Source organism: Streptomyces malachitofuscus (genome assembly GCF_055571035.1).
Map to the genome: position 1 here is coordinate 183,376 of NZ_JBVIGA010000001.1, position 17,555 is coordinate 200,930.

The 17,555-nt window shown below is 71.1% G+C and carries 21 protein-coding genes and 1 pseudogene; 10 read left to right on the plus strand and 12 right to left on the minus strand.

What is annotated here, in order from left to right; genetic code table 11:
* Window positions 1–11 precede the first annotated feature (11 nt).
* A complete protein-coding gene (locus ACZ44S_RS00790) occupies window positions 12–200 on the plus strand; it encodes a hypothetical protein (RefSeq protein WP_466922772.1) in 189 nt (62 codons plus the stop codon).
* A 24-nt stretch (window positions 201–224) separates the two neighbouring features.
* On the opposite strand, the gene ACZ44S_RS00795 is transcribed toward ACZ44S_RS00790, so the two are convergent.
* From ACZ44S_RS00795 to ACZ44S_RS00810, 4 genes are all read right to left on the minus strand, one after another.
* Window positions 225–1,718: an alpha/beta hydrolase gene (locus ACZ44S_RS00795; protein WP_466922775.1), complete on the minus strand. Its 1,494-nt coding sequence runs from the start codon at window positions 1,716–1,718 to the stop codon at window positions 225–227.
* A 94-nt stretch (window positions 1,719–1,812) separates the two neighbouring features.
* Window positions 1,813–2,289 carry a cupin domain-containing protein gene (locus ACZ44S_RS00800; protein WP_466922778.1) on the minus strand — a complete coding sequence of 159 codons (477 nt, stop codon included), beginning with the start codon at window positions 2,287–2,289 and terminating at the stop codon, window positions 1,813–1,815.
* Between the two features lie 128 nt (window positions 2,290–2,417).
* Window positions 2,418–2,702 (minus strand): DUF397 domain-containing protein, encoded by a 285-nt coding sequence (locus ACZ44S_RS00805; protein WP_466922781.1) that lies wholly within the window; start codon window positions 2,700–2,702, stop codon window positions 2,418–2,420.
* Window positions 2,684–3,517, minus strand: coding sequence for a helix-turn-helix domain-containing protein (locus ACZ44S_RS00810; protein WP_466922784.1), 834 nt, complete (start codon window positions 3,515–3,517; stop codon window positions 2,684–2,686). Before ACZ44S_RS00810 ends, ACZ44S_RS00805 begins: the two co-directional genes overlap by 19 nt.
* Before the next feature lie 116 nt (window positions 3,518–3,633).
* Here ACZ44S_RS00810 and ACZ44S_RS00815 point away from each other — a divergent pair, with 116 nt between their 5' ends.
* From ACZ44S_RS00815 to ACZ44S_RS00835, 5 genes are all read left to right on the plus strand, one after another.
* Entirely contained in the window at window positions 3,634–3,840 is a 207-nt protein-coding gene (locus ACZ44S_RS00815) for a hypothetical protein (RefSeq protein ID WP_466922787.1), read from the plus strand.
* On the plus strand, window positions 3,837–4,052 hold the full coding sequence (locus tag ACZ44S_RS00820) for a hypothetical protein (protein WP_125506597.1): 216 nt from the start codon (window positions 3,837–3,839) through the stop codon (window positions 4,050–4,052). The genes ACZ44S_RS00815 and ACZ44S_RS00820 overlap by 4 nt, the downstream gene beginning before the upstream one ends.
* 21 nt (window positions 4,053–4,073) lie before the next feature.
* The gene (gene recO / locus ACZ44S_RS00825; RefSeq protein WP_190166129.1) at window positions 4,074–4,820 is read left to right on the plus strand and encodes a DNA repair protein RecO; all 747 of its coding nucleotides are present in this window, start codon (window positions 4,074–4,076) and stop codon (window positions 4,818–4,820) included.
* A 36-nt stretch (window positions 4,821–4,856) separates the two neighbouring features.
* The gene (locus ACZ44S_RS00830; protein ID WP_466922792.1) at window positions 4,857–5,693 is read left to right on the plus strand and encodes an isoprenyl transferase; all 837 of its coding nucleotides are present in this window, start codon (window positions 4,857–4,859) and stop codon (window positions 5,691–5,693) included.
* Between the two features lie 71 nt (window positions 5,694–5,764).
* Window positions 5,765–6,475 carry a YoaK family protein gene (locus ACZ44S_RS00835; RefSeq protein ID WP_466922795.1) on the plus strand — a complete coding sequence of 237 codons (711 nt, stop codon included), beginning with the start codon at window positions 5,765–5,767 and terminating at the stop codon, window positions 6,473–6,475.
* Window positions 6,476–6,674: 199 nt separating this feature from the next.
* Here ACZ44S_RS00835 and ACZ44S_RS00840 read toward each other — a convergent pair whose 3' ends face one another.
* From ACZ44S_RS00840 to ACZ44S_RS00855, 4 genes are all read right to left on the minus strand, one after another.
* Window positions 6,675–7,085, minus strand: a complete 411-nt coding sequence (locus tag ACZ44S_RS00840) for a Fur family transcriptional regulator (protein WP_466922798.1) — start codon at window positions 7,083–7,085, stop codon at window positions 6,675–6,677.
* 62 nt (window positions 7,086–7,147) lie between these two features.
* The gene (locus ACZ44S_RS00845; protein ID WP_466922801.1) at window positions 7,148–8,050 is read right to left on the minus strand and encodes a metal ABC transporter permease; all 903 of its coding nucleotides are present in this window, start codon (window positions 8,048–8,050) and stop codon (window positions 7,148–7,150) included.
* Window positions 8,050–8,820, minus strand: coding sequence for a metal ABC transporter ATP-binding protein (locus tag ACZ44S_RS00850; protein ID WP_466922804.1), 771 nt, complete (start codon window positions 8,818–8,820; stop codon window positions 8,050–8,052). The genes ACZ44S_RS00845 and ACZ44S_RS00850 overlap by 1 nt, the downstream gene beginning before the upstream one ends.
* Before the next feature lie 23 nt (window positions 8,821–8,843).
* Window positions 8,844–9,812 (minus strand): metal ABC transporter substrate-binding protein, encoded by a 969-nt coding sequence (locus ACZ44S_RS00855; RefSeq protein WP_466922807.1) that lies wholly within the window; start codon window positions 9,810–9,812, stop codon window positions 8,844–8,846.
* Between the two features lie 161 nt (window positions 9,813–9,973).
* Between ACZ44S_RS00855 and ACZ44S_RS00860 the strand changes: the two genes are divergently transcribed.
* From ACZ44S_RS00860 to ACZ44S_RS00870, 3 genes are all read left to right on the plus strand, one after another.
* Entirely contained in the window at window positions 9,974–11,356 is a 1,383-nt protein-coding gene (locus tag ACZ44S_RS00860; protein WP_190166122.1) for a glycine--tRNA ligase, read from the plus strand.
* Window positions 11,357–11,498: 142 nt separating this feature from the next.
* Entirely contained in the window at window positions 11,499–12,509 is a 1,011-nt protein-coding gene (locus ACZ44S_RS00865) for an aldo/keto reductase (protein ID WP_466922810.1), read from the plus strand.
* Between the two features lie 25 nt (window positions 12,510–12,534).
* A complete protein-coding gene (locus ACZ44S_RS00870; RefSeq protein ID WP_466922813.1) occupies window positions 12,535–13,122 on the plus strand; it encodes a TetR/AcrR family transcriptional regulator in 588 nt (195 codons plus the stop codon).
* Window positions 13,123–13,128: 6 nt separating this feature from the next.
* On the opposite strand, the gene ACZ44S_RS00875 is transcribed toward ACZ44S_RS00870, so the two are convergent.
* The 3 genes and pseudogenes from ACZ44S_RS00875 to ACZ44S_RS00885 all read right to left on the minus strand — a co-directional run.
* A complete protein-coding gene (locus ACZ44S_RS00875; RefSeq protein WP_125506608.1) occupies window positions 13,129–13,335 on the minus strand; it encodes a hypothetical protein in 207 nt (68 codons plus the stop codon).
* 114 nt (window positions 13,336–13,449) lie between these two features.
* A complete protein-coding gene (locus ACZ44S_RS00880) occupies window positions 13,450–13,650 on the minus strand; it encodes a hypothetical protein (protein WP_466922817.1) in 201 nt (66 codons plus the stop codon).
* Between the two features lie 42 nt (window positions 13,651–13,692).
* Window positions 13,693–14,199 (minus strand): annotated as a pseudogene (locus tag ACZ44S_RS00885) (MFS transporter); the annotation flags it as partial.
* Window positions 14,200–14,325: 126 nt separating this feature from the next.
* Between ACZ44S_RS00885 and dusB the strand changes: the two are divergent.
* A complete protein-coding gene (gene dusB / locus ACZ44S_RS00890) occupies window positions 14,326–15,492 on the plus strand; it encodes a tRNA dihydrouridine synthase DusB (RefSeq protein WP_466922820.1) in 1,167 nt (388 codons plus the stop codon).
* Here dusB and ACZ44S_RS00895 read toward each other — a convergent pair whose 3' ends face one another.
* Window positions 15,493–17,193 (minus strand): alkaline phosphatase family protein, encoded by a 1,701-nt coding sequence (locus tag ACZ44S_RS00895; protein WP_466922823.1) that lies wholly within the window; start codon window positions 17,191–17,193, stop codon window positions 15,493–15,495.
* Window positions 17,194–17,555: the final 362 nt, after the last annotated feature.

Below are 17,555 nucleotides of genomic sequence, written 5' to 3' on the forward strand. Positions count from 1 at the left end.
GAGGTTGCCCGATGCATCCGGAGACCCATCTCGCCCTGCACCACGCCCGCGCCGCCGAGCTGCGCGCCGACGCCGACGCGTACCGTCTCGCCGCCCCGGCCGTGCGCCCGCGCCCCCTCCGCACCCGCCTCGGCTGGACCCTGGTCGACCTCGGCCTGCGCCTGGCCACCTCCCCCAGGACACCGGCCCTGGCCCCCTGAGCTTCCGGACCGGGCGTTCGGCGGTCAACGGCAGTACACGTCCCGTCGGGGGCGTTCGCCGGTGGACAGGAAGCGGGAGACCGTGCGGTCGCCGCACTCGTTGCCGTCGGCGAGGTAGGCGTCGTGGCCGGTGGAGTTCACCGTGACCATGACCGCACGGCGGCCCAACGCCTCACGCAGCTTGAGCGCACCGCCGAGGGGTGTGGCGACGTCCCGCTCGTTCTGGACGAGGAGGATGTTGGACGGGCCCCGGCCGGTGATCCGTACCGGGGCCTCGCGGGGCGGGTACGGCCAGGCCGCGCACAGCATGGCGTTGCGGGGCATCCCGGCGGTGAGCGGGTACTTCGCGCGGCTCTCGGCGACGCCCTTCGCGTACACCGCTGCCGACCGGGGCCAGGCCACGTCGTTGCAGAGCGTCCCCGCGCCGACGGCGGTGACGTTCTGCAGCACGGACTCCGGCGGAGTGGCCGGCGCGGGCGGCACGGTGCCCCGCTCGGCGGCCCGCATCAGCTGCGCAAGGGTCGGGTAACGGCTGGGCCGGTAGAGGCTGTCCAGCATGGTCTGGCGCAGCACGTTGCCGTTGAGTTCCGCGGGGTTGGCGCCCGGCCAGGGGATCGGCTCACGGTCCAGGCGGGCGGCGAGCCGCAGGAACCGGGGGCGCACCTCGGCGGCCGTCCGCGCCACCCGGTCCGGGTTGCCGGGCGCCGACGCCCACGCGGCGAAGTGCGGGAAGACGTCCTCGACGCCCTGCTCGTGTCCGGCGAGCCAGGCACGGGCCACCCGCGCGGGGTCGGGGTCGTCGTTGCTGTCCAGCACGATCCGGTCCGTGCGGTGCGGGAACATCTGGCTGTACACCGCTCCGACGTACGTCCCGTACGAGACGCCCCACGCGGAGATCTTCCGCTCGCCCAGCGCCGCCCGGACGCGGTCGAGGTCGCGGGCGTTGTCGCGGGTGCTCAGGTGCCGGATCAGCTCACCGCCGTTGCGTACGCAGGCCTGCGCCATGCGCTCGGCGGTGGCCATGTTCGCGTCGACGGAACCGTCCGGGGCGGGCCAGGGGCGCAGCTTGGTCCGGTCGAGGTCGGCGTGCTCCAGTCCGCAGCCGACGGAGGTGGACGGGGCGAGGCCGCGGGGCGCGAACCCGATGAGGTCGTACTGGTCGCGCACCTCCTGCGGCAGCTTCTGCCCCTTGCCGGACGGATCGTTGAGGCTGGAGCCGCCCGGCCCGCCCGGGATGAGGAACAGGACGCCACGCCGGTCCCGGTCGTCCTCGGCGGGGATCCGCGACAGCGCGAGGGAGATCTGCTCGCCGCCGGGGTCGGCGTGGTCCATGGGGACCCGGAGGGTGGCGCACTGCTGACGGGGGTCCACGCCCGCCGCTTCCTCGCAGGGCGCCCAGGACAGGGACGGCCCCGCCGGGTGGCCGGGCACGGCGTCCGCCGTCAGGGGCGGGAGCAGGGCTACGAGGAGGGCGGCGGGCACGGCGGTGAGGGCGAGGTGACGCGTCGTCGATGACATGCGTACGAGCCTCGCGCCGGCGCGCCGATGCCCACATCCGGGCAACGGCCGTGTTTCTACGGGGGTTTACCCGAGAACCGGCCGGGGGCGCGCATCAGATGAAGTAGCTGTCGTGGCGCACCTGGAACTCGCGCAGTTCCTCCCCGCCGCGCTGCGCGAACTCGGCGACGCGTTCGAAGTACTCCTCGCGCGGCGCGCCCGGTGCGAAGAGCAGCAGCATCGACACGGGGTCGTCGGAGTCGTTCCTGAAGGCGTGCAGTCCGCCTACCGGCACGTACAGGAAGTCGCCCTGCCGGCCGGTGATCCAGCGCTCGCCGTCGTAGAGGCTGACCTCGCCCGAGAGGACGTAGAAGGACTCGGAGATGGACCGGTGGAAGTGGGTCTTCGGGCCGGGGGCCTTGGGGCCCATGTCCACCTTGTAGAGCCCGAACTCTCCGCCCGTGCTCTCGTGAGTGGCGACGTAGTGGGTCGCGCCGTTCGGCGAGACCAGGTCGGGCGGGGTCCCGGCACCTCTGAAGAGGGCGTTGACCTCGCCCTTCTCGCCCAGGTAGCGCGGCTCCGGGTACGACATGGCGTGTTCCTTCCTACGCGGGTTCCGTACGGATACGGAGACTCTCGCGCACCGGACCGCCCGGGGCATCAGGCGTGAGCCCGAAAGGGGGGTCCGGCGAGGGGCGTACGCCCCGGGAAGGGGCCAGTTCAGACCGTGGCGCCGACGGTACGTATGAACGCCGTCCAGGCGGCCGACCCGACGACGATCACTGGACCGGCGGTGCCGGTCTTGCTGTCGCGGACGGGGACGACGCCGGGGAGGTCGTCGGCGACTTCGAGGCACGCCTCACCGCCGTCGCCGCCGCTGTAGGTGCTCTTGCGCCAGCGGGCGGCGCCGGGGAAGTCGTGGGCGACTTCGACGCACTCGCCTCCGTTGCCGTCGCTGTAGGTGCTCCTGCGCCAGCGTGCGTTGCTCAGCTCGTACTCTCGCATCGTCTGAAGTCCTCCGCTGCCGACTCGATCAGGGCCAGGGACGCCTCCGGCGGGAGTGCGGCGGCCCTGATCAGATCGTATGTCGCGGTCGCCCGCTTCACCACAGCCGGATCGTCCAGCAGGTTTCCCGAATACACGGCCTCTGTATAGGCAGTTGGCGGCGCGTCGTCAAACTCCATGAGCCTCAGCGTTCCGTTCATGACCGAGTACGCGCCGACCCCGTACGGCAGCACCTGAACCAGCACCGTTCGTTCGCGCGCGAGCGCCACCACGTGCTCCAGCTGTTGGGCCATGTCCCTGGGCCCACCGACCGGGATACGCAACACGTGCTCGTGGAGGATGACCCAATAGATCGGGCGCGTCGCGTCCTTGAGGAGGTGCTGGCGTTCCATTCGGCCGGACACCTTGTCCTCGATGTACTCGTCGGGAGCGAATGGGTTCATCGCCAGCGTGACTGACCTCGCGTACTCCGGCGTCTGGAGCAGCCCCGGTACAAGCGCGGGTGCGAAGTCGCAGATCTTTGTCGCCAGCGCTTCCAACTCCGCCGCCTTGGCGAAGTAATCCGCATACCGGCGGTCGTCAATCAGCTTCCTGCACAGCCGCTCGAAAATACCGTCGGTTTGCAGTGCCTCGTCGATCCGTTGGGCGACATCCAATTGCGGCTTGCGAATGGCCTGTTCGAACTGGCCGATGTAGCCGCCGGAGACGAAGACCCTCGTCCCCAGCTCCACCTGCGTGAACCCCGCGTCCTCCCGGCGTCGCTTCAGTTCCGCCCCGAAGAACTCCCACGCCGCTTGGCGCGAACCGTTGGCCATTGATCAACCCCTTTGTGCAGCGCCGGACTTGTAGAGCGCGAACCACTTCCGAAGTGTAGACACCCTCCGTCACTGTTGGGATACGAAGAGTGAAACTCGAGAGGAAGGGAATCAGCTTGACGGCACAACACGCGGCGCTCTGCGTCGAAGAAGCGGAGGAAGTGGTGAAGGAATTGCGGGCGGCACTCGCGAAGGCCGGAATTTCACTGCCGTCACTGGGGCTGGACCCGGTGAGTCTTGCGCGTGAAGCGCCCTGTCCGCTCGTGGAATTGGGGCGGTGTTCCGTCGAGACCGCGAGGCTCATCGTGGCGGTGCTGCGGTGAAGCCGCCCGTCGGCGCGTACGTCGTGGACACCGGGACCGAGCGGATCGGCATCGTCATGGGGCATGAGGGGCCCTATGTCCAGCTGAGACCGTTCGGCGGCGGCCGGGAGTGGGACGCCGACCCCGAGGTCGTACGGCAGGCGACCGCCGCCGAGCGGCTGCGGGCGGCGACGGCGTACGCCAATGCCCGCAGCCGCGGAGAGGTGCCGTGAACGTAGGCGACAATGGGTGCCATGAGTCTGTTCCGCGACGACGGCATCGTGCTGCGCACCCAGAAGCTGGGTGAGGCGGACCGGATCATCACCCTGCTCACGCGCGGTCACGGGCGGGTACGCGCGGTGGCGAGGGGCGTGCGCCGGACGAAGTCGAAGTTCGGTGCGCGCCTCGAACCGTTCTCGCACGTGGACGTGCAGTTCTTCTCGAAGGGAAGCGACCTGATCGGGCGCGGCCTGCCGCTGTGCACGCAGAGCGAGACGATCGCGCCGTACGGCGGCGGGATCGTGACGGACTACGCCCGCTACACCGCCGGGACGGCCATGCTGGAGACGGCGGAGCGGTTCACCGACCACGAGGGCGAGCCGGCGGTGCAGCAGTATCTGCTGCTGGTGGGCGCGCTGCGGACCCTCGCCCGGGGTGAGCACGCGCCGCATCTCGTGCTCGACGCGTTCCTGCTGCGCTCCCTCGCCGTGAACGGGTACGCGCCGAGCTTCACGGACTGTGCGAAGTGCGGGATGCCCGGGCCCAACCGCTTCTTCTCGGTCGCGTCGGGCGGCTCCATCTGCCCCGACTGCCGGGTCCCCGGCAGCGTCGTACCCTCGCCGCAGGCCCTGGAACTCCTCGGAGCGCTGCTTACGGGAGACTGGGAGACGGCGGACGCGTGCGAGGCGCGGTACGTCCGGGAGGGGAGCGGGTTGGTCTCCGCCTACCTGCACTGGCATCTGGAGCGCGGGCTGCGCTCGCTCCGGTACGTCGAGAAGTGACGCGCGCAGCGAACAGCCAGAGGAGACGAGAGGCACATGGTCGTACGCGGGTTCCTGGGGCGTCAGCGCCGGGAGTACAGGACGCCGGAACCGCATCCGTCGGGCGCGCGGCCGCCGAAGCTCCCCGGTGAGCTGGTCCCGAACCATGTGGCGATCGTCATGGACGGCAACGGGCGCTGGGCGAAGGAGCGCGGGCTGCCGCGTACCGAGGGGCACAAGGTCGGTGCCGAGCGGGTGCTGGACGTGCTCCAGGGTGCGGTCGAGATGGGCGTCGGGGCGATCTCGCTGTACGCCTTCTCCACCGAGAACTGGAAGCGCTCGCCGGACGAGGTGCGCTTCCTGATGAACTTCAACCGGGACTTCATCCGCAAGACCCGTGATCAGCTGGACGAGCTCGGGATCCGCGTGCGGTGGGTCGGGCGGATGCCCAAGCTGTGGAAGTCGGTGGCCAAGGAGCTGCAGATCGCCCAGGAGCAGACGAAGGACAACGACCGGCTGACGCTGTACTTCTGCATGAACTACGGCGGGCGCGCGGAGATCGCCGATGCCGCGCAGGCGCTGGCCGAGGACGTGAAGGCGGGGCGGCTCGACCCGGCGAAGGTGACCGAGAAGACGCTGCAGAAGTACATGTACTACCCGGACATGCCGGACGTGGACCTGTTCCTGCGGCCGAGCGGTGAGCAGCGTACGTCCAACTATCTGCTGTGGCAGAGCGCCTACGCCGAGATGGTCTTCCAGGACGTGCTGTGGCCGGACTTCGACCGGCGTGACCTGTGGCGGGCATGTCTGGAATTCGCTTCCCGGGACCGGCGGTTCGGTGGGGCGATTCCCAATGAGGAGCTGCTGGCCATGGAGGGCCGCCAGGAGCCCTGAGCGGGGCTGCGGCGAGGTTGTGGGCCGCGTGTCGGCGCCGCGTCGGAGCGGCGGCTGTCCATGCTGGCGGTATGTCCGATGTGTCCCCACCTGATGTCCCGCGCACCGTTGTACTGACGGTGCTCACGGTGCTCGCGGGTGCCGTCGACGCCGTGAGCTTCCTGACCATGGGGAAGGTCTTCTGCGCGCTGGCGACCGGCAATGTGCTGTTCCTGTCCTTCGCGCTGGCCGGGGAGGGCGATGTGCCGGTGGCGCGGCCGGCCGCGGCGATCGGGGCGTTTCTGGTGGGTGCCGCGGTCGGGGCGGTGCTGCTGAGGTGGTTCGCGGCGCGGGGGTGGCGGTGGTTCGCCGTGGGACTGGTGGCGGAGGGGGCGCTGCTGGTCGGCGCGGGGGTGGTGGCGCTCGTGCGGCACGGTACGGGGGATGCCGGGGACGGGGTCGACGCCGATCTGGTGGTGGTCGCGGGGGTGGCGCTGGCTATGGGGTTGCGGTCGTCGACGGTGCTGCGGGTGCATGTGCCGGGGATGCCGACGTTGCTGAGTCAGACGGCGTTCGCTCAGCTCGTCAATGACGTGTCGGAGCGGCCGGGGGTGGTGTGGCGGGGGATGCCCGTGGAGCAGCGGATGGCTCGGGTGCGGTGGACTGCCACCGTGGTGGGGATTTTTGCGGGGGGTGTGCTGGGGACGTTGCTGCTGGTGCCGTTGGGGACGGGGCGGGCGCTGGTGGGTATCGGTGCGGGGGTGCTGGCGCTGGCGGGGGTGGGGCGGGCGGCTCTGCGCTGAAGAGGTGCGGGCTGTGCTGGTGCCGGCCGGGGGTGGGTTTCTCTGCCGGCGCTCGCCGGGTGCCTCCCCCACTCTCGACTTCGCTCGAGCGGGAGGTACCCCCACCGCCCACCCGTGCCGCCCCAGCGGCACGACTGCCCGCGGCTGCGCGGGCGTGGTGCCCGCGGCTGCGCGGGCGTGGTGCCCGCGGCTGCGCGAGCTAGCTGCTCGCGCACTCCGCGCAGGTGCCGAAGATTTCCACTGTGTGAGCCACGTTGACGTAGCCGTGTTCCGCTGCGATGGCCTCGGCCCACTTCTCGACCGCCGGGCCCTCGACCTCGACCGCCTTGCCGCAGCTGCGGCAGACCAGGTGGTGGTGATGGTCGCCGGTGGAGCAGCGGCGGTAGACGGACTCGCCGTCGGCGGTGCGCAGGACGTCGACCTCGCCCGCGTCGGCGAGGGACTGCAGCGTGCGGTAGACCGTGGTGAGCCCGACCGAGTCGCCCTTGTGCTTGAGCATGTCGTGGAGCTCCTGCGCGCTGCGGAACTCGTCGACCTCCTGAAGGCACGCCGCCACGGCGGCACGCTGCCGGGTGGAGCGGCCCTTCACGGGCGGTCCTGCGGTCGTCACGGGAATGCCTCCTCACGTCTGGCCTCTGCCCGGGCCATTGTGCCAGTCCGGGCAGAGGCCGGTCAGGCTCCGGCCTCGTGGCCCGCCGTGCGGCTGGCCGGAATCGCGCACTCAGCGGGGTCGCCGCCGGGGTGTGCGGCGGCCAGCGCCCGGGCGCGGCGGCGGGCCAGCGGGGCGGCCAGCGCGGTCAGCGCGATGAACGCGCCGATGGTCAGCAGCACGATCGTCGCGCCGGGCGGCACGTCCTGGTAGTACGAGGTGACCGTGCCGCCGAGGGTCACGGCGACGCCGATCGCGACGGCGATGGCGAACGTGGCGGCGAAGCTGCGGCTGAGCTGCTGGGCCGCCGCGACCGGCACCACCATGAGCGCGCTCACCAGCAGCAGGCCGACCACGCGCATCGCGACGGAGACCGTGACCGCGGCCGTGATCGCCGTCAGCAGGTTCAGGAAGCGCACCGGCAGACCCGTCACCCGCGCGAACTCCTCGTCCTGGCTGACCGCGAACAGTTGCCGGCGCAGACCGACGGTGACCAGGATCACGAACGCGGCCAGCAGACAGATCGCGGTGACGTCGGACTCGGAGACCGTGGACAGGGAGCCGAAGAGGAACGAGGAGAGATTCGTGGTGGAGCCGCCGGGGGCGAGGTTGATGAACATGACGCCGCCGGCCATGCCGCCGTAGAACAGCATCGCGAGGGCGATGTCGCCGCGGGTCTTGGCGTACCAGCGGACCAGTTCCATGAAGACGGCGCCGAGGACGGAGACGAGGGTCGCCATCCACACCGGGGACCAGGACAGCAGGAAGCCGAGGCCGACGCCGGTCATCGCCACGTGGCCGATGCCGTCGCCCATGAGCGCCTGGCGGCGCTGGACCAGGTAGATGCCGACGGCGGGGGCGGTGATGCCGACCAGGACGGCGGCGAGCAGCGCCCGCTGCATGAAGGCGTAGTCGAGGATCTCCATCAGCTGAGCAGTCCCGTGCGGATCGGTTCGGCGCCCGCGGGTGCGTGCGGGTGTACGTGGTCGTGGCCGGGCAGCGCGTGCTGGCCGACGGCCTTCGGGGGCGGGCCGTCGTGCGCGACGCAGCCGTCGCGGAGCACGACCGCCCGGTCGATCAGGGGCTCCAGCGGGCCCAGTTCGTGCAGGACGAGGAGGACCGTGGCGCCCTCGACGACCTGGTGCCGCAGGGTGTCGGCGAGGATCTCCTGGCTGGCCAGGTCCACGCCCGCCATCGGCTCGTCCATGATCAGCAGCTCGGGTGCGGCGGCGAGCGCGCGGGCGATCAGCACCCGCTGGTGCTGGCCGCCGGAGAGGGCGTCCACGGAGTCCTTGGTGCGGTCCGCCATGCCGACGAGGTCCAGGGCGTTGCGTACGGCCTCGCGGTCGGTCCTGCGGAAGAGGCCGAAGCGGGTGCGGGCCAGGCGGCCGGAGGAGACCACCTCGGTGACCGTGGCCGGGACGCCGCCCGCGGCGGTGGTGCGCTGCGGGACGTAGCCCACGCGCGCCCAGTCGCGGAACCGTCGCTGCGGGGTGCCGAACAGGTCGATCTCACCGGCGGTGACGGGCACTTGGCCGATGATGCTCCGCACGGCGGTCGACTTGCCGGAGCCGTTGGCGCCGAGCAGGGCGACGACCTCACCGCTGCCCACGGTGAGGTCGATGCCGCGCAGGACGGGGCGCGAGCCCAGCTCGGCGCGGACGCCGCGCAGGGAGATGACGGGCTCGGTCGTCATGCCGTCCTCCGTTGGTTCGTGGGTCACTTGGCTCCCAGGGCCGTCTGCAGGGCCTTGAGGTTGGCCTCCATGACCTGGATGTAGTCGTCGCCGCGGGACTTGTCGGTGATGCCCTCGATCGGGTCGAGGACGTCCGTCTTCAGTCCGGTGTCGCCGGCGAGGGTCCTGGCGGTCCTGTCGCTGACGAGCGTCTCGTAGAAGACGGTGGTGACGCCGTCGGCCTTGGCCATGTCCCCGAGTTCCTTCACGCGCGCCCCGCTGGGCTCGGACTCGGGGTCGAGGCCGCTGATGGCCTCCTCGGTCAGGCCGTAGCGCTCGGCGAGGTAGCCGAAGGCGGCGTGCGTGGTGATGAAGACGTCGGTCTTCCTGTCCGCGAGGCCGGTCTCGAACTTCTTGTCGAGGTCGTTCAGCTTGCCGACGAGGGTCGCGGTGTTCTTCCTGTAGTCGGCGGCGTGGTCGGGGTCGGCCTTCTCGAAGGCCTTGCCCACGCCCTCGGCGACCTCGGCGTACTTGACCGGGTCGAGCCACACGTGGGGGTCCTGGCCGCCCTCGTGCTCGTGGGCGTGCTCCTCCTCGTGGGCGTGCTCCTCCTCGTGGCCGCCGGCCTCGGTGCCGTGCTCCTCCAGGGAGGTCAGGGTGCTCGCGTCGATCTTCGTCTTGATCTCGGACTGGCCGACGGCCTCGTCGACGGTGGGCTGGAGGCCCTTGAGGTAGAGGGCCGCGTCGGACTCCTGGAGTTGCGCGGTCTGCTTCGCGCTGATCTCCAGGTCGTGCGGCTCCTGACCGGGCTCGGTGAGACTGGTGACGTTGACGTGCTCGCCGCCGATCTGCTCGGCGAGGAACGCCATCGGGTAGAACGACGCGACGACGTCGAACTTGTCGGTGTTGCCCGCGGCGGCACTGTCCGAGGAGCAGGCGGTGAGGGTGCCGAGGCCGAGGGCGGCGACCGTGGCCAGCGCGGCCGCGGATATGGGGCGTCGTCGTACGTTCATGACAGTCATTTTCAACTAATATGGAAACCGTTGTCAACAAAGCATGTGAGGTGCGGTGAGGGGGCACCGAATTGGTCGCGGGGCGGGCCCCGCCGGTAGCCTGAGAGCTTCGCTGGAAGCAATCTCGCTTCGTCGCCCGTCGTCGTAATGAAGAGAGCACCGTGGCCGCCGACAAGATCGACACCATCGTCAGCCTGAGCAAGCGCCGTGGCTTCGTATTCCCCAGTAGTGAGATCTATGGCGGCACGAAGGCCGCCTGGGACTACGGACCGCTGGGTGTCGAGCTCAAGGAGAACCTGAAGCGCCAGTGGTGGCGCTACATGGTCACCTCGCGCGAGGACGTGGTCGGTATCGACTCCTCCGTGATCCTGGCCCCGGACGTGTGGGTCGCCTCCGGTCACGTCGCCACCTTCACGGACCCGCTGACCGAGTGCACCTCCTGCCACAAGCGGTTCCGCGCGGACCACCTGGAGGAGGCGTACGAGGAGAAGAAGGGCCGCGCTCCGGAGAACGGCCTCGCCGACATCAACTGCCCCAACTGCGGCAACAAGGGCACCTTCACCGAGCCCAAGCAGTTCTCGGGTCTGCTCTCCACCCACCTCGGGCCGACGCAGGACTCCGGCTCCATCGCCTACCTGCGCCCCGAGACCGCCCAGGGCATCTTCACCAACTTCGCCCAGGTGCAGACCACTTCGCGGCGCAAGCCGCCGTTCGGCATCGCCCAGATGGGCAAGTCCTTCCGCAACGAGATCACGCCCGGCAACTTCATCTTCCGCACCCGCGAGTTCGAGCAGATGGAGATGGAGTTCTTCGTCAAGCCGGGCGAGGACGAGAAGTGGCAGGAGTACTGGATGGAGCAGCGCTGGAACTGGTACACCGGTCTCGGCCTGCGCGAGGAGAACATGCGGTGGTACGAGCACCCGAAGGAGAAGCTCTCCCACTACTCCAAGCGCACCGCTGACATCGAGTACCGCTTCCAGTTCGGCGGCAGCGAGTGGGGCGAGCTCGAGGGCGTCGCCAACCGCACCGACTACGACCTCGGCGCCCACTCCAAGGCCTCCGGCCAGGACCTGGCCTACTACGACCAGGAGGCCGGCGAGCGCTGGACGCCGTACGTCATCGAGCCGGCGGCCGGTGTCGGCCGGGCGATGCTCGCCTTCCTGCTCGACGCCTACGTCGAGGACGAGGCGCCCAACGCCAAGGGCAAGATGGAGAAGCGGACCGTGCTGCGGCTCGACCACCGCCTCGCGCCGGTGAAGGTGGCCGTCCTCCCGCTGTCCCGCAACGCGGAGCTGTCGCCGAAGGCCAAGGGTCTGGCGCAGTCGCTGCGGCAGAACTGGAACATCGAGTTCGACGACGCCGGCGCGATCGGCCGCCGCTACCGCCGCCAGGACGAGATCGGTACGCCGTTCTGCGTCACCGTCGACTTCGACACGCTGGACGACAACGCGGTGACCGTGCGTGAGCGCGACACGATGAAGCAGGAGCGCGTCTCGCTGGACCAGATCGAGGGGTACCTCGCCTCGCGGCTGATCGGCTGCTGACGCCCGTCCCGCGCCTTCGCCCGCCCTCCATCCGACTCGGTCGGCCGGAGGGCGGGCTCTTTTGCGGGTCGGCGCACGGAGGTCTGACAGATATCGAATGACAGATATTGAAATCTGTCATTCGTCATGCCATCGTGGAGGCATGACGACGCACACCCGACCCCTCGGAACCACCGGCCCCCAGGTCTCCGCCCTCGGCCTCGGCTGCATGGGCATGTCCGCGCTGTACGGCGAGGCGGACCGGGACGAGGCCATCGCCACCGTCCACGCCGCACTGGACGCCGGCGTGACCCTGCTCGACACCGGCGACTTCTACGGCATGGGCCACAACGAGATGCTGATCGGCGAGGCGCTGCGCACCGCCCCGGCCGCCCTGCGCGAACGCGCGCAGCTCAGCGTGAAGTTCGGCGCCCTGCGCGACCCCGACGGCAACTGGGGCGGCGCCGACGGCCGCCCGGCCGCGGTGAAGAACTTCGTCGCGTACTCGCTCCAGCGCCTCGGCGTCGACCACATCGACGTCTACCGCATCGCCCGCGCCGACCCCGACGTGCCGATCGAGGAGACCGTCGGCGCGATCGCGGAGCTCGTCGAGAAGGGCCATGTGCGGCACATCGGCCTCAGCGAGGTCGGCGCCGACACCGTCCGCCGGGCCGCCGCCACCGCCCCCATCACGGACCTGCAGATCGAGTACTCGCTGATCTCCCGCGCCGTGGAGGAGCAGATCCTGCCGACCACCCGTGAACTGGGCATCTCCCTCACCGCCTACGGAGTGCTCTCCCGTGGGCTGATCTCCGGCCACTTCACCGCGGAGCGCCGGCTCGCCGCGGACGACTTCCGGGCGCACTCGCCCCGCTTCCAGGGCGACAACCTCCGGCACAACCTGGACCTCGTCGAGGCGCTGCGCAAGGTCGCCGCGGACAAGGGCGTCTCGGTCGCCCAGATCGCGATCGCCTGGGTGCTCTCACGGGGCGAGGACATCGTCCCGCTGGTCGGCGCCCGCACCCGCGAGCGGCTCACGGAGTCGCTGGGCGCGCTGGACGTCACGCTGGACGCCGCCGACCTCGCGGCGATCGAGCAGGCCGTACCGGAGGGCGCGGCGGCGGGCGACCGCTACCCGGCGCCGCAGATGGCACACCTCGGCACCAGGGAGTGATCGGGGAGCCGGGTACGGTCTAGGCATGGCAGCCACCGAGACCCTGACCGCCGAGCGCATCCTCGAGGCGACCGAGGAGGTGCTGCGCCGCCACGGCCCGGCGAAGGCCACCGTGGTGGACGTGGCCCGCGCGCTCGGCGTCAGCCACGGCAGCGTCTACCGGCACTTCCGTACGAAGGCGGCGCTGCGGGAGGCGGTCACCAAGCGCTGGCTGGACCGTACGTCCGAGGCGCTGTGCGGGATCGCCGCCGACGAGGACCGGGACCCGCAGGCGCGGCTGCGCGACTGGCTCGCCACCCTGTTCACCGCCAAGCGCCGCAAGGCGGGCGACGATCCGGAACTGTTCGCCACCTACCGGGTGCTGGCCGCCGAGCAGGGCGAGGCGGTCGCCGAGCATGTCGCCGAGCTGACGGGCCAGTTGGCCCGCATCGTCGCCGCGGGCGTGGCTACGGGCGCCTTCGCCGACGCCGAGCCCGCGGCCACCGCCCGCGCCCTGTTCCAGACCACGGGCCGCTTCCACGACCCGGCGTACGCCCCGGAGTGGGAGACCCCCGAGGCGGACGCCGACTTCGAGGCGGCCGTGGACCTGCTGGTGCGGGGACTGCGGCCCTGAAGCCGCTCAGGCGGCGGTCGGATCCACCGTCGCCTGGTGCGCCTGCGCCAGGTGCTCCTGCGCCTTGAGCCACGGCAGGAACTGGGCGCCTCTGCGCCAGCCGCACGTGTCACATCTGATCGTGCGCTGCACACCGGTGCGTTGGACCCGCACGGTGTGCTCGCGGCCGTGCAGGTCCCAGCGGCTGACCTTGCTGGTGTCGAGCTGCGGCATGGTGCCTCCGGCGGTCGGCAGGACGGTGTCGCCGTTCTTGTGCCCCCGTTCGGGGACGACAAGGAGTGTGCAGCAAAAGCAACATCAACAGGGGGCCGCAGGGCGTCGGCCGTCTCACGCGCGGCGGGTCCGCGGGAGGCGGCCGGTCCGGGCCGGGTGGTGCTTGCGCAGATCGGAGGCCTTCATCCGGTCCAGCACGCGGTCGGGCAGGAAACGGGCGGCGCGGACGAGGAAGGCGGCCGTCGCGCCGACGGTGCAGCGCGTGCGGGGCCTGCTGACGATCGTCCGCGCCGCCGCCCGGGCTTCCTCGACCACGGACACGTCCGCACGGCCCTCAGCACCCCCCCCGACCGCCGGTCAGGCGACGGCCCCGGTGCTCTGCCGGACCTCCGGCGCCTCCAGCCGCTCCGCCGTGCGTTCGGCGGTCGCGCGGGCCCAGCGGCCCGACGTCAGCGCACCGGTCACCAGCACCGCCAGCCCGCACGCCGCGAGGATCCACCAGGCCGGCCGCGCCGCCGGCCCGAACGCGTCCGCGTACGACGACGACCCCACCCCCGCCGCCAGCACCGCGCCGATCACCGCCACCCCCAGCGCCTGGCCCAGCTGGCGGCTGGTGGAGGCGACCGCCGAGGCCACTCCCGCCTGGGCGACCGGCATGCCGGAGACGGCCGTGTTGGTGATCGGGGCGTTCACGAAGCCGAAGCCGACGCCGAACAGGACGTAGCCGAGGAAGAGGGTCGTGTTCGACGTCTCGGCCTCGAAGAGGGCGAACAGCAGCCCGCTCACCGTCATCGCGGTCCCCGCGATCAGCAGCGGCAGCCGAGGGCCCCGGCTGCCGACCAGACGCCCGGACAGCGGGGCGCACTGCGTCGGCCGTGGCTGAGCTCGGGCATGGACGCCATCGTAGGCGCCCTTCGATAGTGCGTCTAACTAATGACCGTTACACGGGTAGCGTCCGGGGTACTCCGCGGCATGCGGGACAATGGGGGAATGCCCACGCCCTCGCCGACCCCGAGCACGCCCGCGACCACGACCCTGCGCATCGGCCCGCACGCCGTCCTGCCGCCGGTCGTGCTCGCTCCCATGGCCGGGATCACCAACGCGCCCTTCCGCACCCTGTGCAGGGAGTTCAGCGGTGGCAAGGGGCTGTTCGTCAGCGAGATGATCACCACCCGGGCGCTGGTCGAGCGCAACGACAAGACCATGCAGCTGATCAGGTTCGACGCGACCGAGAGGCCCCGCTCCATCCAGCTGTACGGCGTCGACCCGGCGACCGTCGGCAAGGCCGTCCGCATGATCGCGGAGGAGGACCTCGCCGACCACATCGACCTCAACTTCGGCTGCCCGGTCCCGAAGGTGACCCGCAAGGGCGGCGGTTCGGCCCTCCCGTACAAGCGGAACCTGCTGCGCTCCATCCTGCGCGAGGCGGTCGCCGGCGCCGGGGACCTGCCGGTGACGATGAAGATGCGCAAGGGCATCGACGACGACCACCTGACCTATCTGGACGCCGGCCGGATCGCCGTCGAGGAGGGCGTGACCGCCATCGCGCTGCACGGCCGCACCGCCGCCCAGCACTACGGCGGCACCGCCGACTGGGACGCCATCGCCCGGCTGAAGGAGCACGTCCCCGAGATCCCGGTGCTCGGCAACGGCGACATCTGGTCGGCCCAGGACGCGCTGCGGATGGTGCGTGAGACCGGCTGCGACGGCGTGGTCGTGGGCCGCGGCTGCCTCGGCCGGCCGTGGCTGTTCGCGGATCTGGTGGCCGCCTTCGAGGGACGCACCGACGCCTACGTACGGCCCGCTCTGCGCGAGGTCGCCGACGTCATGGTCCGGCACGCCTCGCTGCTCGGCGAGTGGATCGGCGACGAGTCCCGCGGCGTGATCGACTTCCGCAAGCACGTCGCCTGGTATCTGAAGGGCTTCGCGGTCGGCTCCGAGATGCGCAAGCGGCTCGCGGTCACCTCCTCGCTGGAGGAACTGCGGGCGGGGCTCGACGAACTGGACCTGGACCAGCCCTGGCCCGCCGGCGCGGACGGGCCCCGCGGCCGGACGTCCGGCAACAACCGGGTGGTGCTGCCGGACGGCTGGCTGAAGGACCCCTACGACTGCGCGGGCGTCGGCGAGGACGCGGAGCTCGACACCTCCGGCGGCTGATCAGCCCTCGGCGGGGTGCGGGACGGAGCCGTAGGCCGTCAGGAAGCGGTCGCGGAAGGAGCTCATCCTCCACACGGGCGCGTCCTTCGCCGGCCTGAGTCCCTCGGTCCACTTCCAGCCGTCGGTCTTCGCCAGCACCTCCGGGTCCTTGGCGACGATCGTCACCGGCACGTCCCGGCTCGCGCCGTGGCCGCTGACCCGGGCGATGGGCTGGTGGTCGCCGAGGAAGACCAGCACGGTGTCGTCGGTGCCGTAGCGCTCCAGCCACTGGGTGAGGCTGGTGACCGAGTACTGGATCGACCTGCCGTACTCCCGCCGGGAGGCGGCGGAGTCGGCGATGACGTCGGAGGACTCCTTCCCCGCCTGCCGGATGGCGTCGAAGACCGAACCGTCGCCGAGGTCGTCCCAGTCGACCAGCTCGGGGATCGGCGCCCAGGGCTGGTGGCTGGAGGTGAGGATGATCTCCGACATCAGCGGCCTGTCGTGCTTCCTGCCGTGCTCCAGGCGCTCGAACGCCTCCAGGGCGTACTGGTCCGGCATGGTCGACCAGCTGAACTTCGGCCCCCGGTAGCCCAGCTCGAAGGCGTCGTAGACCCGGTCGAGGCCGTACCACTCCGCCTCCGGCCAGGCCTTCTGCACGCCGGGCATGATGCCGACGGTGTCCCAGGCGCCGGTCTTGCGGAACGCCTTGGTGAGGGTCAGGTGGTCGCCGCCTGTGACGGTGCGGTAGCGCTGCTGGTTGTCGATCCACAGGCCGGACAGCGCCGTGGAGTGCCCCAGCCAGCTGCTGCCGCCGTACGTCGCCGAGGTGAGCCACCCGGAGCGGGCGCGGTAGCCGGCCCGCGCGAGCGCGGCGGTGCGGGCGTCGAGGGTGCGCGTGACGCCGGGGGCGATCGCCGGGTCCTCGACGGCGCTGCGGCCGTAGCTCTCGATGAAGGCGATGACGACGTCCTTGCCGCGCAGGTCCGGCAGGAGCTGGTCGGGGGGAGTGGCGCCGAAGGTGTCCGCCCGGGCCTCCTGCGCGAACGCCGCCTCGTCGCGCAGGGTGTTCACCACGCGCTCCGTCTGTCCCTTGACCGCCCCGGCGGCCCGGTCCGAGGCGACCGGCACACCGGCGATCTGCAGCCCCAGGGCGGTACAGGTGATCCACACGGTGCCCGCGATCAGCGCGCCCCGGGTGGCGCGGGCGCGGTGCCGGGCCAGCAGATGGCCGAGCCGGACCGTCGCCAGTGCCATGACGACCACGACGAGCAGGGCGAGCAGGACCGCGCCGACGGCCGCGGCGGTGGCCGCCGTGCCGCCCATCGAGTCCTCGACGTAGGACAGGGCGTCGTCCAGCAGGCCCCAGTCGAGGACGATGTTGAAGCCCCGGCCCAGATACTCGGTGAACCCGATGTCCAGCAGGTTCAGCACGGTCAGGACGCCGAGGCCCGCCCCGTAGAGCGCGGCCACGACGATGCGGGGCCGGCGGGGCAGGGCGAGCAGCAGGACGGCGCCGATGATCGCTTCGGCGGGGATGCCGGTGAACCGGTTCGGACGCAAGGCGGGGGCGGAGTTCGGCAACAGGAGCGCACCGACGACGAGGACGGCGGCGAGGACGTGGACGGTCCGGCGGAGGGTCCGGGCCCCGGCGGGGTGCGCGTCGCGCAGGGCGCGCAGGCGGGTGCGGGCACGTCCGAGGACACGTATGGAGACAGGCAACCCGGAGGTTCCTTCCGTACCGAGGCCGGTGAGGAGGCGGACCCGGCGTGGGGGTCCGGGTCCGCCGTCGTTTCGTACGGCCGGGCCGACCGGCGTGTTCATCGGGCCGGTGACTTCGTGGTGCGGGGGCGGGTGCCGGGGCGCACGCCGGGGCGGGTCCGCATGGTGAAATCCGACGCGGTGTGGCAGCGTGATTCTCGCCACCCTTGATAAGGGTTGCGCTCAGATGAGCGGATCTTGAGCGGCTGCACTTCTCAAAGGTTGGCACTCAGTGCCACCTCTTGATCGTTCATCGAGCGAAATCAGACGTGGAGAATGCTGCTCAGATGAGCGCTCGGAAGCCTGGTTGGCGGGGTGATGTG

Coding starts and splice junctions, on each gene's coding strand:
- ACZ44S_RS00790 (WP_466922772.1), top strand. CDS start 12: ATGCATCCGGAGACCCATCTCGCCCTGCACCACGCCCGCGCCGCCGAG.
- ACZ44S_RS00795 (WP_466922775.1), bottom strand. CDS start 1,718: ATGTCATCGACGACGCGTCACCTCGCCCTCACCGCCGTGCCCGCCGCC.
- ACZ44S_RS00800 (WP_466922778.1), bottom strand. CDS start 2,289: ATGTCGTACCCGGAGCCGCGCTACCTGGGCGAGAAGGGCGAGGTCAAC.
- ACZ44S_RS00805 (WP_466922781.1), bottom strand. CDS start 2,702: ATGCGAGAGTACGAGCTGAGCAACGCACGCTGGCGCAGGAGCACCTAC.
- ACZ44S_RS00810 (WP_466922784.1), bottom strand. CDS start 3,517: ATGGCCAACGGTTCGCGCCAAGCGGCGTGGGAGTTCTTCGGGGCGGAA.
- recO (WP_190166129.1), top strand. CDS start 4,074: ATGAGTCTGTTCCGCGACGACGGCATCGTGCTGCGCACCCAGAAGCTG.
- ACZ44S_RS00830 (WP_466922792.1), top strand. CDS start 4,857: ATGGTCGTACGCGGGTTCCTGGGGCGTCAGCGCCGGGAGTACAGGACG.
- ACZ44S_RS00835 (WP_466922795.1), top strand. CDS start 5,765: ATGTCCGATGTGTCCCCACCTGATGTCCCGCGCACCGTTGTACTGACG.
- ACZ44S_RS00845 (WP_466922801.1), bottom strand. CDS start 8,050: ATGGAGATCCTCGACTACGCCTTCATGCAGCGGGCGCTGCTCGCCGCC.
- ACZ44S_RS00850 (WP_466922804.1), bottom strand. CDS start 8,820: ATGACGACCGAGCCCGTCATCTCCCTGCGCGGCGTCCGCGCCGAGCTG.
- ACZ44S_RS00855 (WP_466922807.1), bottom strand. CDS start 9,812: ATGAACGTACGACGACGCCCCATATCCGCGGCCGCGCTGGCCACGGTC.
- ACZ44S_RS00865 (WP_466922810.1), top strand. CDS start 11,499: ATGACGACGCACACCCGACCCCTCGGAACCACCGGCCCCCAGGTCTCC.
- ACZ44S_RS00870 (WP_466922813.1), top strand. CDS start 12,535: ATGGCAGCCACCGAGACCCTGACCGCCGAGCGCATCCTCGAGGCGACC.
- ACZ44S_RS00875 (WP_125506608.1), bottom strand. CDS start 13,335: ATGCCGCAGCTCGACACCAGCAAGGTCAGCCGCTGGGACCTGCACGGC.
- dusB (WP_466922820.1), top strand. CDS start 14,326: ATGCCCACGCCCTCGCCGACCCCGAGCACGCCCGCGACCACGACCCTG.